The organism is Erwinia sp. 2186 (assembly GCF_057812255.1).
Genome location: NZ_CM173824.1, coordinates 53016 through 68652, shown reverse-complemented (window position 1 = coordinate 68652; position 15637 = coordinate 53016). Strand labels below are relative to the sequence as shown.

Sequence of the window (15637 nt, the reverse complement as noted above, 5' to 3'; positions counted from 1 at the left end):
GGCCGCCATGACTGAGAAAACTTTTCTGGTGGAGATCGGCACCGAAGAGCTGCCACCAAAGGCACTGCGTAATCTTGCTGAATCCTTTGCTGCCCACTTCACCGCCGAGCTGGACACCGCGGGCCTGACCCACGGCGCAGTGAGCTGGTATGCCGCGCCGCGCCGCCTGGCGCTGAAAGTCGCCAATCTGAGCGCCGCACAGCCCGATCGTGAAGTTGAAAAACGCGGCCCGGCGATTGCCGCTGCGTTTGACGCCAACGGCGTGGCCACCAAGGCCGCCGAAGGCTGGGCACGGGGTTGCGGCATCACCGTCGACCAGGCCGAGCGTCTGAGCACCGACAAAGGCGAATGGCTGCTGTATCGCGCCCAGGTGACCGGCGAAAGCGCCCAGTCGCTGCTGCCGGCGATGGTCAGCACCTCACTGGCAAAACTGCCGATCCCGAAACTGATGCGCTGGGGCGATTCCGACGTGCAGTTTGTCCGTCCGGTTCACACCGTGACGCTGCTGTTGGGCGACGAAAGTCTGCCGGCGACCATTCTTGGCGTGGCGTCTGGCCGCACCATCCGTGGTCACCGCTTTATGGGCGAGCCTGAATTCACCATCGATAATGCTGACCAGTACCCGCAGATCTTGCTGGAGCGCGGCAAGGTGCAGGCGGACTATGAAGTGCGTAAAGCGCAGATTAAAGCCGATGCTGAAGCGGCCGCCCGCGAAATCGGCGGCGTGGCAGATTTAAGCGACAGCCTGCTGGAAGAAGTCACCTCGCTGGTCGAATGGCCGGTGGTGCTGACCGCGAAGTTCGAAGAGAAATTCCTCGCGGTGCCGGCCGAAGCGCTGGTCTACACCATGAAGGGCGATCAGAAGTACTTCCCGGTCTACGATACCGCGGGCAAACTGCTGCCAAACTTTATCTTCGTCACCAATATCGTGTCGAAAGATCCGCAGCAGATTATCTCCGGAAACGAGAAGGTGGTGCGTCCGCGTCTGGCCGATGCCGAGTTCTTCTTCAACTCAGACCGTAAAAAGCGTCTGGAAGATAACCTGCCGCGTCTGGAAACCGTGCTGTTCCAGAAAGAGCTGGGTACGCTGCGTGACAAAACCGACCGTATTCAGGCGCTGGCAGGCTGGATTGCCGGACAGATCGGTGCGGATGTTAACCATGCGACCCGTGCTGGCCTGCTGTCCAAGTGTGATCTGATGACCAACATGGTCTTCGAGTTCACCGACACCCAGGGCGTGATGGGCATGCACTATGCGCGTCACGATGGCGAAGCAGAAGACGTGGCGGTGGCGCTGAACGAGCAGTATCAGCCGCGTTTTGCCGGTGACGATCTGCCGTCCAACCCGGTTGCCTGCGCGCTGGCTATCGCCGACAAAATGGATACGCTGGCCGGTATTTTCGGCATCGGCCAACATCCGAAAGGCGATAAAGACCCGTTCGCACTGCGCCGTGCCGCGCTGGGCGTGCTGCGTATTATCGTCGAGAAGAACCTGCCGCTGGATCTGCAAACGCTGACCGAAGAAGCCGTGCGTCTGTACGGCAGCAAGCTGAGCAACGGCAAGGTGGTCGACGAAGTGATCGACTTTATGCTGGGTCGTTTCCGCACCTGGTATCAGGAAGAAGGCCACAGCGTGGACACCATCCAGGCCGTGCTAGCGCGTCGCCCAACCCGTCCGGCAGACTTCAACGCCCGTATGAAGGCGGTGTCGCACTTCCGTACGCTGGAAGAGGCTGCCACGCTGGCGGCGGCGAACAAGCGCGTCTCCAACATTCTCGCCAAGGCTACCGAGCCGCTGAATGACAGCGTGTCGGCGTCCCTGCTGAAAGAGAACGAAGAGATCCAGCTGGCGACCTACGTCTCCGCGCTGACCAGCAAACTGCAGCCTTACTTTGCAGAAGGCCGTTATCAGGATGCGTTAATTGAGCTGGCTCAGCTGCGCACCGCTGTCGACAACTTCTTCGAGAAAGTGATGGTGAATGCCGAAGAGCGTGAAGTGCGGATTAACCGCCTGACGCTGCTGGCTAAACTGCGTGAGCTGTTCCTGCAGGTTGCGGACATTTCGCTGCTGCAGTAAGCATGAAATCAGCGGGTGGCGTGTTTCCATCCGCTGGTACCTATAAAAAGGGCGGGATAATTCCCGCCCTTTTTGATCGCTTTAGTCGCGATATCGCCGACGTTAGCCGCGTTTAGAGGCTTTCATATCGATCACGAAGCGGTACTTCACATCCCCTTTCAGCATCCGCTCAAACGCCATTTCCACCTGATCCAGAGTAATCACTTCCACATCGGAGACGATGTTGTGCTCACCACAGAAATCCAGCATCTGCTGCGTTTCCTGAATGCTGCCGATTGAGGTGCCGGAAATGCTCAGGCGCTTAAAGACAATCGGCGTGACGTTTGGCGACGGGTGCGGCGCGTCCGGAATGCCCACCAGCACCAGATGACCGTTGGTCTTCAGCGTATGCAGATACATATCCAGATCGTGCGGCGCGGCAACGCAATCCAGAATCATATCGAGGCTGTTGGCTTCGGCCGCCATCTGCGCGGCGTCTTTCGACACCACCACTTTACTGGCACCCAGACGCAGCGCATCGGCACCTTTGGCGGGTGAGGTGGTAAACAGCACCACTTCCGCGCCCAGCGCGCTCGCCAGTTTCACCGCCATATGGCCCAGGCCACCCAGACCGATCACGCCAACGCGCTGGCCAGGCTGCACGTTCCAGTGTTTCAGCGGTGACCAGGTGGTGACGCCCGCGCACAGCAGCGGCGCAACCGCATTCAGCGGCAGATTTTCCGGAACGTTAACCACAAATTTGCCGTCGACCACGATGCTTTCGGAGTAGCCACCGAAGGTTTTGCCGCCGATGGTTTTCTCGTCCGCGTTATAGGTTGCGGTGAAGCCGGCTTCGCAGTACTGCTCTTCGCCCTGATGGCACTGTGAGCAATGTCCGCAGGAATCGACCATCACGCCGACACCCACCAGATCGCCGGCCTTAAACGCGGTGACGTCCTTGCCGGTGCCGATCACGCGACCCACGATTTCATGACCCGGCACTAACGGGAACTGGCTGACGCCCCACTCATTGCGCGCCATATGCAGGTCAGAGTGGCACACGCCACAGTAGTGGATATCGATATGCACATCGCCAGCCTGCAGCTCACGGCGTTGAAATTCAAAAGGTTCGAGGGGAGTTGTCGCAGACGTTGCTGCCAGACCATATACCTGCATGGGGGATGCGCCTTGTTTTGCAAAGCGGCGTAGAGTAGTGAAATGCGGCGGTGAGGGCAAGGCGGAAGTGTAATGAACCGATACTTATAGCAGAAGTGCTATAATTTCGAAATATAGCGAAATTGATATATTTTGCCGGTATAGCAAATTTGCTATATCTCGACTAGTATAGCGAAAGTGCTATAAATAATTGGCAGGTCTCTATGAATGTTCGTCGTCCGATAGATTTTAGTGCAGTAATCAAGTCTGCCCGCAGCCGGAAAGGAATGAACCAGGCTCAACTGGCAACGTTATGTAGTACGACACAATCGGCCATATCACGGGTTGAAAAAACCGGTGCCTGCCAGCTGGATACCCTGCTGCGTATCTGCGCGGTACTTGATCTGAAAGTGGATATCTTGCCACTGAATGAATCACGCCTGGAAACATCCAACCAGGAGATTTGGTAATGGCTGCCGAAAATCTCTGGTGTTATATGAACGATAAGTATGTGGGTGTTCTGTCTCGCAACAAAGGGCAACAGAGCTTTACCTACAGCGCTGAGTGGCTGGAGGATGAGCAAAAACGCCCTATATCGTTAAGTATGCCGTTACGCGCTGAATCTTGGAAAGGCGACGTTGTTGAAGCCTGGTTTGATAATCTGCTGCCGGACAACGACCGTATCCGTCAGGCGATTGTCGATCGCCTTGGTGCGCACAGCCGGAAAACGTTCGACCTGTTGGCTCTCCTGGGAAAAGATTGCGTAGGTGCAATGACGCTGCTGACAGAACAAACCGGGTCCCCACTGGAGAACGTTCAGGTACAGACGTTGAGCGAAGCAGAAATCGCCAGCATCATCCAGAATACCCGTACTGACAACGTTCTTGGCATGCAGCCCAAAGAAACATTTCGTATCTCCATAGCAGGAGCCCAAGAAAAAACCGCGCTGACCTGGTGGGACAATAGCTGGTGCAAGCCGTTGGGGAAAACAGCCACTACCCACATCATTAAGCCACAGATTTCGTCACGCAAAGGAGATCCTCTGGATCTCAGCAACAGCGTTGATAACGAATGGTTTTGCTTAAAGTTCCTGGCCGCACTGGGCATGGAAACGAATCGTTCTCAGATTGGCGTCTTCGGTAAACAGAAAGTACTGATGGTGGAGCGTTTTGATCGCCGCGTTGTGGGAGATAAAATTTACCGCTTGCCTCAGGAAGACTTATGCCAGGCATTGGGTAAAGCGGGGCAAAGTAAGTATGAAGAGCATGGAGGGCCCGATGCCAAATCCATTTCAGACCTGCTTAAATATGCCCTTCGTCCGGCTGAAAATCTGGAAACCTTTTTTAGGGCGCAGTTCTGCTTCTGGCTACTGGCAGCGATTGATGGTCATGCAAAGAATTTTAGCGTGTTTCTGCGGCCAGATGGCTACCAGTTAACGCCGCTATACGACGTGATGTCAGCTTATCCAATGTTTGGTAAAGGCCTGGAACCACGCAAAGCAGAAATGTCGATGTCAGTCCGGGGGAAACGCAATAAACACTATCGTTGGTGCGATATTTTACCACGCCACTGGATGAGCCATGCGCGTTATCTGGGTATCAATGCTGAACGTGCACAGGGATGGATAGATGAGATCATTGCCCGTACGCCGGCTGCGCTGGAAGAAGTGATGATGAATTTACCACGGCATTTTGATCAACATGTTGGCGAATGTATCAAGGCGGGAACGCTAAAAACAGTGCAGCGCTATCAGCGAAAACACCTGCTCCAGCAGTAAAGTCAAAACCCAACCCCCAGAAACACAAAACCCGCCAGATGGCGGGTTTTTCGGATTACCCCAGCAGTTCTCTGCTGAGACAGGGATTAAATTGTATCAACTGCATCAACTTTTGAGCGCTGCGCGACGGTTTCGTCCGCTTGGCTTCCCAACTCTTAACCGATGAAACGCTCACGCCCAATGCCAGGGCAAATTCGTCAATTTCCATGCCGGTGATTTCCCTGATGCGTTTTGGTTCGGGTATCGATACTTCACCCTTTAATGCGGGAGCGGCCTGGATAACTTCACGCGTTAAGACAATATGTTCGAGGCTTGATAACAACTCTCCCATTGGGTCTTTCAATTCCATAATTCTCTCCTCATAAAAATCACAAATGTGAACGGCCAGAGGGTAAAGAACCTGATTCTCAGGTTCAGAATGCTGGCTACAACAGCCGCTGGGGTGGCTCAGAGAGGTTGCTCAGAGAGACAGCGCAGGGAAACGCCAGGATCATAAGTATTAGATCAAATCCTGGGATTTACGTCATATTTTTAGACTATATTTCACTCTTGCTTTTGACTGCGCCGAAACGGAACAGTGCTGCACCATCGCAGCGCAGATGGCCGCATCAGTGGTCGGTAAATGTTAACGGCTTTGCCTCTGCCCGGCCTTTCGCCGCCGGAACAAAAATCTGCGTAAGGTTTAAATCTCCACAATTTCAATCAATTAGCGCGACATGGCTCACAAATTGATGAACCAATAAAAAATTGGTTCGGTTCTTGCCTACTTTAAAGAAAGAGAGACTGCGCAAACTATCACCAATTGTGATGGTAAGCGCCGATAACCGCCCTTTTTCTGATGAGTAAACAAGCGAACCAATTATGGGTGACACGCCAGAAACCGCCGTTAACTCCAGCTCCGCGCTGGAAAAGCTTCGTCAGCTGCTGCAACAGCACGAGGCGCAACCTGACCTGCCGCTGCCCACCGAACGCGAGCTGGCAGAACGCTTTGTCGTCGGCCGCCGGGAAATTCGCCGGGCGCTGGATGTGCTGGAAGAAGAAGGCCGGATCTGGCGCAAACAGGGTAAAGGCACCTTTGTTGGCCCGGCCGCGCCGGTGCAGCCGCTGGTGCTTCAGGATCTGCCGCAGCAGTCCAATCTGCTGGAGGTGATGGAGGCGCGCGTGCAGCTGGAGCCGGGCCTGGCGCGGATGGCGGCGCTGCGGGCGACCCATGAACAGATTGCGCTGCTGAAACGCCTGCTGGAAAGAATGCAGAGCATCACGCTCGGCGACGGCGATCAGCATGAACTGTGGGACAGCGCCTTTCACCGCGCCATCGCGGAAGCGGCGGGGAACCGGCTGATGCTCGGCCTGTTTGATGCCATTGATGCGGTGCGCCGCGAGCCCAGCTGGCAGCATCTGCGCGAGCTGGCCCGCACTCAGGATCGCCTCAACAACTATGACGACCATCATCAACGCCTGGTGCAGCACATTGCCGCCCGTCAGCCGCGTGAAGCGGCAGCGGCGATGCGCGAGCACCTGCTGGCCCTGCAACAGGCGCTGATTGAAGCCATCAGCAGCGGCGACGAGGAGCAACCATGAGCCCTGAACAACCTTCCCCGGTACTGGCCGTCTCCCAGCTCAACGTGCAGTTCACCGGCTCGCCGGTCAGCGTGCTGGACAATATTTCGCTTGAGGTCCATGCCGGTGAAACCCTGGCGCTGGTCGGCGAATCCGGCTGCGGCAAAAGCATCACCTCGCTGGCGTTAATGGGGCTGTTACCCGCCAGCGCCCAAGTGAAGCACGGCAGCCTGTCCTTCCTCGAGCAGAACCTGCTGACCCTAAGCCCGCGAGAGTACGCCGACATTCGCGGCAACCAGCTCGCGATGATTTTTCAGGAGCCGATGACCTCGCTGAACCCGGCGTTCACCCTGGGCGATCAGCTGAGTGAAGCGGTGATGCGCCACCGCAACGTCAACCGGCGTGAGGCGATGAAGGTGGCGTTACAGATCCTGGAAAAGGTGCAGATCCCCGCGCCGGAAATGCGGCTGAAAGCCTGGCCTCATCAGCTTTCCGGCGGCATGCGCCAGCGCGTGATGATCGCCATGGCGCTGATTAACCACCCGAAGCTGCTGATTGCCGATGAACCAACCACCGCGCTGGATGTGACCATTCAGGCGCAAATCCTCGCGCTGCTGAACACGCTGAAAGCCGACACCGGCACCGCGGTCCTGATGATCACCCACGACCTCGGCGTGGTGGCGGAAGTGGCGCAGCGCGTGGCGGTGATGTACGCCGGGCAGGTGGTGGAAACCGGCGACGTGGAGGAAATTTTCAACGATCCGCAGCATCCGTACACCATCGGGCTGATGGGCTCGATCCCCAGCCTCGGCGCGCGCAGTGCCGCGCTGGCGACCATTCCGGGCACCGTGCCGCTGCCTGAACAGATGCCGGCCGGCTGCCGCTTTGCCACCCGCTGTCCCTTTGCCGAAACCCGCTGCCATCAGCATAAACCCAGCCTGAAAGCCTTCGGTCCCCGTCATCAGGTGGCCTGCTTCCGTGCGCCGCTGGAACAGCACATTACGCTGGGAGAAATTGCATGAGTACGCCGATTCTGGAATGCAGCGACCTGAGCAAAACCTTTGCCGGTCCATCCCGCCTGTTTAAGCGCAATCCGCAGGTCACCGCCGTCGATCGTATTTCGCTAAAGGTGATGCCAGGCGAGACGCTGGCAGTGGTGGGCGAGTCCGGCTCTGGCAAGTCCACGCTGGGCCGGCTGCTGCTGCGCCTGCTGTCACCGACCCAGGGCAAGGTGTTTTATCAGGGCGAAGACATTACCCAGGCCAGCGGCGCGCGCCTGAATCAGCTGCGCCGCGAGCTGCAGATTATCTTCCAGGACCCGTTTGCCTCGCTCAATCCGCGCATGAACGTCGAAAGTATTGTCGGCGAGCCGCTGTGGCTGCATGAATCGCTCTCCAGCAGCCAACGTCAGGAAAAAGTGGCCGATCTGCTGCAAACGGTCGGCCTGCCGGCGGCCTGGTCCCGCCGCTATCCACACGAATTCTCCGGCGGCCAGCGTCAGCGTATCGGCATCGCCCGCGCGCTGGCTTCCGGTCCCAAACTGCTGCTGGGCGATGAGCCGGTTTCCGCGCTGGACGTGTCGGTGCAGGCGCAGGTGGTCAATCTGCTGGAGAACCTGAAGCAGCAGTTCGGCCTGACGATGATTATCGTGGCGCACGGCCTGGCGGTGATCCGCCATATGAGCGACCGCGTGGCGGTGATGTACCTCGGGCAGATTGTGGAGCTGGCAACGGTGGACGAGATTTTTGATGCGCCGCTGCATCCCTATACCCAGGCGCTGATCGCCTCCGCACCGCAGCTTCAGCCGGGCGTCAGTCGCCCGATCCCGATGTTGCAGGGCGATCTCCCAAATCCGGCCGATCCGCCCTCCGGCTGCCGTTTTCACACCCGTTGCCCGCACGTTAGCGACGAATGTCGGCTGGTTGAGCCGATTCACCAGGTTTTACCGGGCGGCCGCCAGATCGCCTGCCATCGCTGGCAGGAGATCAACCGCGACCGCAGCGTAATCACGATTGCTCCACCTTCTTCCGCCTTTTTACGGCGTCGTGCGCTGTTTGAACAAGCGGTTAAACACCATTCAATCCCCTCTGGAGAAGTGACGCGATGAAAGTACGCCACACGTTGTTAACCGCTTTTGGCGGCCTGATGCTGCTGGGCAGCCTGCAGGCTCAGGCAGAAAGCACCCTGCGCATTGGCCTGGGCGCCGATCCGGATATGCTCGATCCGCATCTGGCCCGCACCTACTACGGCCGTTTTGTCTTTGCGGCGATGTGCGACCGTCTGGTGGACGTCGATGAAAATCTGAAGGTGGTGCCAGGCCTGGCGACCGACTGGAAATGGAGCGAAGACGGCAAAACGCTGACCATGAATCTGCGTCAGGGCGTGACGTTCCAGGACGGCGAGACGTTTGATGCAGACGCGGTGAAATTCAATATCGACCGCGCGCTGACGCTGCCGGGATCGCTGCGTAAGAGCGAAATCTCTTCGATTGAGTCGGTAGAAGTGGCGTCGCCGTCCCAGGTGATTTTCCACCTGAAAACCGCCGATGCCGCCCTGCTCAGCCAGCTGACCGACCGCGCCGGCGCGATGCTGGCCCCGAAAGCCGCCGCCAAACCGGACTTCGCCACCCATCCGGTCTGTTCCGGCCCGTATCAGTTTGTCAGCCGCGTGCAGCAGGACCGTATCGTGCTGAAGCGTTTTGAAAATTACTGGAATAAAGCCGCTTACCACTTCGATAAGGTGGTGTTCCTGCCGATCCCGGATGCCTCGGTGCGCCTGGCTAACCTGCGCTCTGGCGACCTCGATCTGACCGAAGGCATCGCCGCCAGCGATGTGAAGACCGTTGAAGCCGACAGCAAGCTGGCCCTCGCCAAAACCACCGGCCTCGGCTATCAGGGCATTACTTTTAACATCGCCAACGGCAAGGTCGATCCGGCCAACCCGTTCGCCAAAGATGCCCGCGTGCGGGAAGCCTTCTCACTGGCTATCGATCGCGATGCGCTGAATCAGGTGGCGTTTGAAGGCGTATATACCCCGGCCAATCAGGCGTTTTCCCCGGTCAGTCCGTATCACGTCAAACTGCCCATCGCCCCGCGCGATGTGGAAAAAGCCAAGGCCCTGCTGGCCGCCGCAGGCGTGAAAACGCCGGTTAACGTTACGCTGCTGGTTACCAATAACCCAACCTCTCAGCAGGTCGGTCAGGTGATCCAGGCGATGGTTAGCGAAGCGGGCTTTAACGTCAATCTGCAAATGAGCGAGTTCGCTTCCCTGCTGGATCGTCAGCAGCGTGGGGACTATCAGCTCAGCCTGTCTGGCTGGTCGGGTCGTCCCGATCCGGACGGCAGCATCTTCTCGTTTATCAACAGCAAAGGCACCCTGAACGACGGTCGTTACAGCAATCCGCAGGTGGACAGCTGGCTGACCGAAGCCCGCCAGACCAACGACCAGGCCACCCGCCAGGCGTTGTATGACAAGGTGGTGAAGCAGCTGCAAACCGATGTGCCGATTGCCTATCTCTACTTTGAGCCGCGCATTTTTGGCATGAACAAGAAACTGCAGGGCTTTAAGGCCTGGCCGGACGGGCTGGTACGCCTGGCTGGCGTGAAGATGGCCCCGTAAGCCGGAGAGCGACAATGCTGGAATTGATCTGTAAACGCCTGCTGCTGGCGATCCCGACGCTGTTCCTGGTGAGCATTATGGTGTTCTCGTTGCAGAAACTGCTGCCGGGCGACCCGGTGCTGGCGATGGCGGGCGAAGAGCGCGATCCGGCGGTGATTGCCCAACTGCGCGAGCAGTATCACCTGAACGATCCGCTGCCCACGCAGTACCTCTACTGGCTGGGCAATGCGCTGCGCGGTGATCTCGGCACCTCGTTACGTACCCAGGAGCCGGTCACCGCACTGATTGCCAGCAAGCTGCCGGTGACGCTGGAGCTGTCGCTGCTGGCGATGATTGTGGCGCTGGTGGTCGGCATCAGCATGGGGATTATTGCCGCGGTGCGCAAAAACAGCTGGGTTGATCACACCACCAACTTTGTCGCGCTTTCGGGCATCTCGGTGCCGCACTTCTGGCTGGGCATCCTGCTGATTTTGCTGTTTTCGGTGCATCTTCAGTGGCTGCCCGCCTCGGGGTATGTCTCGCTCAGCGAGAGCCTGTCGCAGAACCTGAAAACCCTGCTGCTGCCGGCGCTGGTGCTGGGCACCGGGCTGGCGGCGACGCTGATGCGCCACACCCGCGCCTCGATGATTGCGGTGCTGAAGGCGGATTATATCCGCACTGCGCGAGCGAAAGGCCTGCTGCCCAACAAAGTGATCCTCAAGCACGCCTTCCGCAATGCGCTGGTGCCGGTGATCACCCTGACCACCCTGCTGTTTGGCGAACTGCTGGGCGGCGCGGTGCTGACCGAGCAGGTATTCACCCTGCCGGGCTTCGGCAAAATGATCGTTGATGCGGTGTTCAACCGGGATTACGCCGTGGTTCAGGGCGTGGTGCTGGTGGTGGCGATAGGCTTTCTGCTGCTCAACCTGCTGGCGGACGTGCTCTACGTGCTGATTAACCCGAAAATGCGAGGCTGACGATGAGTGAAGTTCTGGCTGCCGGCAGCGCCGCTGCGCTGCGTAAACCGACCAACCGCGTGCTGAAGAAATTCCTCGGCAATAATAGCGCGGTGATTGGCGCGGTGATTGTGATTTTCTTTGTGCTGATCGCCCTGCTTGCGCCCTGGCTGGCGCCCTTTGACCCGATCAAAGCCGATTTTATGGCGGTGCGCAAAGCCCCGTCGGCCCTGCACTGGTTAGGCACTGACGAGCTGGGACGCGATCTGCTCTCCCGCCTGATTTGGGGCGCGCGGACCTCGCTGCTGGCGGGCTGTATCTCGGTGATGATCGCCATTCTGATTGGCGTGCCGCTGGGACTGATTGCCGGTTACTGGCAGGGGATCTGGGATGGGGTGATTTCGCGCTTTATTGAAGCGCTGCTGGCCTGTCCGTTCCTGATCCTCGCCATCGCGCTGGGCGCATTTCTCGGCCCCAGCCTCGGCAATGCGATGATCGCGATTGGCCTGTCGGCGATGCCGATTTTTGCCCGCCTGACCCGTGGCCAGGTGATTGCGATCCGCAATGAAGAGTATATCGACGGCGCCCGCGCCATCGGGCTCCCGGACCGCTGGATCGTGCTGCGGTATGTGTTGCCCAACGTGATGTCGCCGATTCTGGTGCAGGCGACGCTGGCGATTGCCTCGGCCATTATTACCGAAGCCAGCCTGTCGTTCCTTGGCCTCGGTCAGCAGCCGCCTAACCCGTCCTGGGGCGCGATGCTGAACACCGCCAAAGGCTTCCTGGAGCAGGCTCCGTGGATGTCGATTTTCCCTGGTCTTGCCATTTTTCTTATCGTGCAGGGCTTCAATCTGCTTGGCGACGGACTGCGCGATGCGCTCGATCCGCGTAACGATTAATCATTAAGGAACTGCTATGAGTGGAATCAGTGATTTTAACGTCGGCTACCCGTCCTACCGCGCGCCGATGATGGGCCGCAATGCGGTGGCCGCCTCACAGCCGCTGGCGGCACAGGCGGGGATCAGGATGCTGCAACTGGGTGGCAACGCGGTGGATGCGGCGATTGCCACCGCCATGGCGCTGACGGTGGTGGAGCCGACCGGCAACGGCATTGGCAGCGATGCCTTTGCCATTATCTGGGACGGGAAAAAACTGCATGCGCTGAATGCCTCTGGCCGCGCGCCCGCCGCCTGGTCGCGGGAGACCTTCGCCCATCTTGCGGCGATGCCGGAAATTGGCTGGGATGCGGTTACCGTGCCGGGCGCGGTGTCCGCCTGGGTTGAGCTGGCGGAGAAATTTGGCACCCTGCCGCTGACCACGCTGGCCCAGCCGGCGATTGAGTATGCGCGCAACGGTTTCCCGGTGTCGCCGCTGATCGGTCATCTTTGGGAACGCGGCTATAACAAGCTGCGCGATCAGCCGGGCTTCAGCGCCTGTTTTGCGCCGGAAGGTCGTCCGCCGAAAGTCGGTGAGCTGTTCCGCAACCCGGATCAGGCGGACACGCTGGAGAAAATCGCCGCCACCAACGGCGAGTCGTTCTATCGCGGTGAACTGGCCGAGAAAATTGTCGCCTTTGCCAAAGAACACGGCGCGGCGTTGACGCTGGATGACCTGAAGAACCACAAGGCGGACTGGGTTGAGATGCTCTCCCGTCCGTTTGCCGGCGGCTCGGTGCAGGAGTTGCCGCCCAACGGCCAGGGCATCGCCACGCTGATGGCGCTGGGCATTCTCGAGCAGTGGGATATTGGCCGTTATGAGCCGGATTCGGTGCAGTGGCTGCATCTGTCGATTGAAGCGATGAAGCTGGCGCTGGTCGATCTGGAGCGCTATATCGCCGATGAGGATCATATGGAGTTTCCGGCGGACCTGCTGCTAAGCGACGAGTACCTGAAAACCCGTGCGGCGCTGATCGACCCGACCCAGGCCGGCGATTTCACCTTCGGCGCGCCGAAGCAGAGCGGAACGGTGTATCTGTCCACCGCCGATGCCAGCGGCATGATGGTCTCCTTTATTCAGTCGAACTTTATGGGCTTCGGCTCAGGCGTGGTGGTGCCGGGCACCGGTATCAGCCTGCAAAACCGCGGCGCGGGCTTTGTGCTGGACGAGGCGCACCCGAACGTGGTGGCCGCCAGCAAACGCGCCTTCCACACCATCATTCCGGCCTTCGCGCTGGATGCGGAAGGTCAGCCGCTGATGTCGTTTGGCGTGATGGGCGGCCCGATGCAGGCCCAGGGCCATTTGCAGATGGCATTGCGCATCATGCTGGCGAAACAGAATCCGCAGGCGGCGATTGACGCGCCGCGCTGGCGGGTGGTGGAAGGCCGTGAGGTCAGCGTGGAGCCTGCCATGCAGTTGAATACCCTTGCCGCACTGCGGGCGATGGGCCACAAGATTGTGGTGGAAGATCCGCTGCAGACCTATAACTTCGGCGGCGCGCAGGCCATCGTCCGCGACCCGCAAGGTTTCTATATTGCCGCCACCGAAAGCCGCAAAGACGGCCAGGCGCTGGTTTACTGAGTCCCCTGCCGGAAGTCAGCATTTATTCGCCCTTCCGGCGTTTTTTTCCCTGTCCTCCCCGTCCCTTACGGACTATTCTTAGGTGCGGCGCCTGCCGCCCCGATAGCTTGCCAGCCCTACAATTACAGGAGTTACTTCCCATGACGACAGGAATCTTTCGCGTCTGCTCGCGTCTGTTAGTGCCTTTTATGGCACTGGTTCTGGTCTTTCAACTGACTGGTTGCGGCGATAAAGAAGCCGACCAGCGTAAAGCCTTCATCGATTTCCTGCAGAACACCGTGATGCGCAGCGGCGAACATTTGCCGAGCCTGAGCGAAGATCAGAAGCAGAAATTCGGCAATTACGTCAGCGATTACGCCATCATTTATGGTTTCTCACAGCAGGTTAACCGCGCGGTGGATTCCGGTATGAAGCCGGTGGTGGATGAGCTTTCCGCCATTCGCACGCCACAGGATTACCTGACGCGCCGTGATTCGCTGCGCCAGGCCAGTGGTTCTCTGGGCGTGCTGACTCAGCAAATTCAGGCGGCCAAAACCCAGGCCGACAGCAGCAAGGCCGCGCTGAAGCAGCCTGAAGAGCTGAAAACGGTGTATGACAACGTCTACAACAAAGTGGTGACCCAGCCGGCCAACGCATTGCAGCCGCTGTTACCGGCCTTGCAGACGCTGAGCCAGGATGCGGTACAGACCGGTGACTTCCTGCAGCAGCAGGGCAGCAAAGTGACCTTTAACGGTCCGGCTATCCAGTTCCCGACGCAGCAGCAAGCCGAGCAGTACAACACGCTGATGCAAAACCTGTCTTCGAACGCTCAGGTGCTCGGTCAGGCGCAAAGTGCCATGCAGGGCGGTTTCCAGTAAGCCGCCCGGCTTAACGGCGATCGCTTTCCTTAACGGGCGGACGTGCTCCGCCCGTTAAAATTTCTGCTTACCTCTATCGGTTTTTCCCTTCAATCACTGTCCTGATGTTGAAATTAATCAAAAAAAACAGATACTTCCGACTTTATTCGGACGCAAAAATTATGATTCTGCGATGTGAGTCAATTATTTGATCTTAAAACCTGGATAGTCTTTATTTTTGATTAATGAAAAGGAATTTCATCATGGCTATCCCAGCGTACCTATTTATCACCGATGACGGTGGTGCACTGATAAAAGGCTCTGTTGATATTAAAGGCAGAGAATACAGTATAGAGGTTAACGGTTTTTCCCATAATCTGAGCTTGCCTACCGATATGATGACCGGAAAAATAACGGGAACCAGAAAACACGCCTCCATGCTTATTCAGAAAGATTTCGATACCTCCTCCCCCTATTTGTACAAAGCTGTCGCAACCGGCCAGACACTCAAAAGCGCAGAAATCAAATGGTACAACATTAACGATGCAGGCCAGGAAGTAGAGTATTTCAATATGCTTATGGAAGGCGTCAAAATCGTCGGCGTATCACCCTTGATGCACGATACGAAAGATCCCGTCCATGAAAAGCACAATCATCTTGAATGCGTAGAAATGCGCTACGATAAAATCACATGGAAGCATTGTGACGGTAATCTGATGTTCTCAGACTCATGGAACGAGAGGTCGTGAAATGCGATACCCCACAGTTGCAGCATCACCACACCCAATTTATGACGTTTCATCCTTTTCACCACCCGGTGTTGATCTCATCAAAAACCTTATGCTCGCGAGGATGCATAAAGGTCCATCTGCATTAACCTATAGCTGGTTTTATTCTCAGGTTCGTAATCGTGGTCCCTGGGATTACAAATTCCAGAGCGGTCGGCAATATGAGAACTTTGGCAACTTCCATTTTGGAGCAACTGGCACTGCTGCAGGAATAAAGCCAGAGGTTTTATTAAGAGCGGCTGGATGGGCTCAAGACCGGGCTGGTACGCGAGAAGAGAGCAACGGGATCTGGTATGGTCCTGCGCCTTATGGTGATGATCCAACGGATCAGGTGTGGATAAGGGCAGGGATTGATTTTGCAAAACGCTCGGGGTTTTAAGAAACGTTATTTGTTA

The 15637-nt window shown here is 57.6% G+C and carries 15 protein-coding genes; 13 read left to right on the top strand and 2 right to left on the bottom strand.

What is annotated here, in order from left to right; all coding sequences use genetic code 11:
- Positions 1–7: 7 nt before the first annotated feature.
- A complete protein-coding gene (glyS, locus tag ACXKZG_RS00305; RefSeq protein WP_013204508.1) occupies positions 8–2077 on the top strand; it encodes a glycine--tRNA ligase subunit beta in 2070 nt (689 codons plus the stop codon).
- Between the two features lie 102 nt (positions 2078–2179).
- On the opposite strand, the gene ACXKZG_RS00300 is transcribed toward glyS, so the two are convergent.
- Complete coding sequence (locus ACXKZG_RS00300; RefSeq protein WP_134823082.1) at positions 2180–3232, bottom strand: NAD(P)-dependent alcohol dehydrogenase; 1053 nt, start codon at positions 3230–3232, stop codon at positions 2180–2182.
- Between the two features lie 266 nt (positions 3233–3498).
- On the opposite strand from ACXKZG_RS00300, the gene ACXKZG_RS00295 reads away from it, so the two are divergent.
- Complete coding sequence (locus tag ACXKZG_RS00295; protein WP_488875516.1) at positions 3499–3681, top strand: helix-turn-helix domain-containing protein; 183 nt, start codon at positions 3499–3501, stop codon at positions 3679–3681.
- Entirely contained in the window at positions 3681–4988 is a 1308-nt protein-coding gene (locus ACXKZG_RS00290) for a type II toxin-antitoxin system HipA family toxin (RefSeq protein WP_488875515.1), read from the top strand. The genes ACXKZG_RS00295 and ACXKZG_RS00290 overlap by 1 nt, the downstream gene beginning before the upstream one ends.
- 55 nt (positions 4989–5043) lie before the next feature.
- On the opposite strand, the gene ACXKZG_RS00285 is transcribed toward ACXKZG_RS00290, so the two are convergent.
- A complete protein-coding gene (locus tag ACXKZG_RS00285) occupies positions 5044–5337 on the bottom strand; it encodes an HTH-type transcriptional regulator (protein ID WP_013204512.1) in 294 nt (97 codons plus the stop codon).
- Between the two features lie 512 nt (positions 5338–5849).
- Between ACXKZG_RS00285 and ACXKZG_RS00280 the strand changes: the two genes are divergently transcribed.
- From ACXKZG_RS00280 to ACXKZG_RS00235, 10 genes are all read left to right on the top strand, one after another.
- Positions 5850–6569 (top strand): FadR/GntR family transcriptional regulator, encoded by a 720-nt coding sequence (locus ACXKZG_RS00280; protein WP_013204513.1) that lies wholly within the window; start codon positions 5850–5852, stop codon positions 6567–6569.
- The gene (locus tag ACXKZG_RS00275) at positions 6566–7570 is read left to right on the top strand and encodes an ABC transporter ATP-binding protein (RefSeq protein WP_013204514.1); all 1005 of its coding nucleotides are present in this window, start codon (positions 6566–6568) and stop codon (positions 7568–7570) included. The genes ACXKZG_RS00280 and ACXKZG_RS00275 overlap by 4 nt, the downstream gene beginning before the upstream one ends.
- Positions 7567–8655: an ABC transporter ATP-binding protein gene (locus tag ACXKZG_RS00270; RefSeq protein WP_013204515.1), complete on the top strand. Its 1089-nt coding sequence runs from the start codon at positions 7567–7569 to the stop codon at positions 8653–8655. Before ACXKZG_RS00275 ends, ACXKZG_RS00270 begins: the two co-directional genes overlap by 4 nt.
- Complete coding sequence (locus ACXKZG_RS00265) at positions 8652–10166, top strand: ABC transporter substrate-binding protein (protein ID WP_471720788.1); 1515 nt, start codon at positions 8652–8654, stop codon at positions 10164–10166. Before ACXKZG_RS00270 ends, ACXKZG_RS00265 begins: the two co-directional genes overlap by 4 nt.
- A 14-nt stretch (positions 10167–10180) precedes the next feature.
- Positions 10181–11122 (top strand): ABC transporter permease, encoded by a 942-nt coding sequence (locus ACXKZG_RS00260; protein WP_013204517.1) that lies wholly within the window; start codon positions 10181–10183, stop codon positions 11120–11122.
- A gap of 2 nt (positions 11123–11124) precedes the next feature.
- On the top strand, positions 11125–12000 hold the full coding sequence (locus ACXKZG_RS00255; RefSeq protein ID WP_134823091.1) for an ABC transporter permease: 876 nt from the start codon (positions 11125–11127) through the stop codon (positions 11998–12000).
- A 16-nt stretch (positions 12001–12016) separates the two neighbouring features.
- A complete protein-coding gene (locus ACXKZG_RS00250) occupies positions 12017–13618 on the top strand; it encodes a gamma-glutamyltransferase family protein (protein WP_488875514.1) in 1602 nt (533 codons plus the stop codon).
- A gap of 140 nt (positions 13619–13758) precedes the next feature.
- Entirely contained in the window at positions 13759–14475 is a 717-nt protein-coding gene (locus ACXKZG_RS00245; protein ID WP_013204520.1) for a DUF3053 domain-containing protein, read from the top strand.
- Between the two features lie 242 nt (positions 14476–14717).
- Positions 14718–15203, top strand: a complete 486-nt coding sequence (locus tag ACXKZG_RS00240) for an Hcp family type VI secretion system effector (RefSeq protein WP_488875513.1) — start codon at positions 14718–14720, stop codon at positions 15201–15203.
- Position 15204: 1 nt separating this feature from the next.
- The gene (locus tag ACXKZG_RS00235; RefSeq protein ID WP_346596007.1) at positions 15205–15621 is read left to right on the top strand and encodes a polymorphic toxin type 44 domain-containing protein; all 417 of its coding nucleotides are present in this window, start codon (positions 15205–15207) and stop codon (positions 15619–15621) included.
- The last annotated feature ends 16 nt before the right edge of the window (positions 15622–15637 follow it).

Bases quoted from the DNA above. Each gene is read 5' to 3' on its own strand.
- ACXKZG_RS00295 (WP_488875516.1), top strand. From the start codon at position 3,499: ATGAACCAGGCTCAACTGGCAACGTTATGTAGTACGACACAATCGGCC.
- ACXKZG_RS00240 (WP_488875513.1), top strand. From the start codon at position 14,718: ATGGCTATCCCAGCGTACCTATTTATCACCGATGACGGTGGTGCACTG.
- ACXKZG_RS00280 (WP_013204513.1), top strand. From the start codon at position 5,850: ATGGGTGACACGCCAGAAACCGCCGTTAACTCCAGCTCCGCGCTGGAA.
- glyS (WP_013204508.1), top strand. From the start codon at position 8: ATGACTGAGAAAACTTTTCTGGTGGAGATCGGCACCGAAGAGCTGCCA.
- ACXKZG_RS00275 (WP_013204514.1), top strand. From the start codon at position 6,566: ATGAGCCCTGAACAACCTTCCCCGGTACTGGCCGTCTCCCAGCTCAAC.
- ACXKZG_RS00300 (WP_134823082.1), bottom strand. From the start codon at position 3,232: ATGCAGGTATATGGTCTGGCAGCAACGTCTGCGACAACTCCCCTCGAA.
- ACXKZG_RS00250 (WP_488875514.1), top strand. From the start codon at position 12,017: ATGAGTGGAATCAGTGATTTTAACGTCGGCTACCCGTCCTACCGCGCG.
- ACXKZG_RS00260 (WP_013204517.1), top strand. From the start codon at position 10,181: ATGCTGGAATTGATCTGTAAACGCCTGCTGCTGGCGATCCCGACGCTG.
- ACXKZG_RS00255 (WP_134823091.1), top strand. From the start codon at position 11,125: ATGAGTGAAGTTCTGGCTGCCGGCAGCGCCGCTGCGCTGCGTAAACCG.
- ACXKZG_RS00285 (WP_013204512.1), bottom strand. From the start codon at position 5,337: ATGGAATTGAAAGACCCAATGGGAGAGTTGTTATCAAGCCTCGAACAT.
- ACXKZG_RS00235 (WP_346596007.1), top strand. From the start codon at position 15,205: ATGCGATACCCCACAGTTGCAGCATCACCACACCCAATTTATGACGTT.
- ACXKZG_RS00245 (WP_013204520.1), top strand. From the start codon at position 13,759: ATGACGACAGGAATCTTTCGCGTCTGCTCGCGTCTGTTAGTGCCTTTT.
- ACXKZG_RS00290 (WP_488875515.1), top strand. From the start codon at position 3,681: ATGGCTGCCGAAAATCTCTGGTGTTATATGAACGATAAGTATGTGGGT.
- ACXKZG_RS00265 (WP_471720788.1), top strand. From the start codon at position 8,652: ATGAAAGTACGCCACACGTTGTTAACCGCTTTTGGCGGCCTGATGCTG.
- ACXKZG_RS00270 (WP_013204515.1), top strand. From the start codon at position 7,567: ATGAGTACGCCGATTCTGGAATGCAGCGACCTGAGCAAAACCTTTGCC.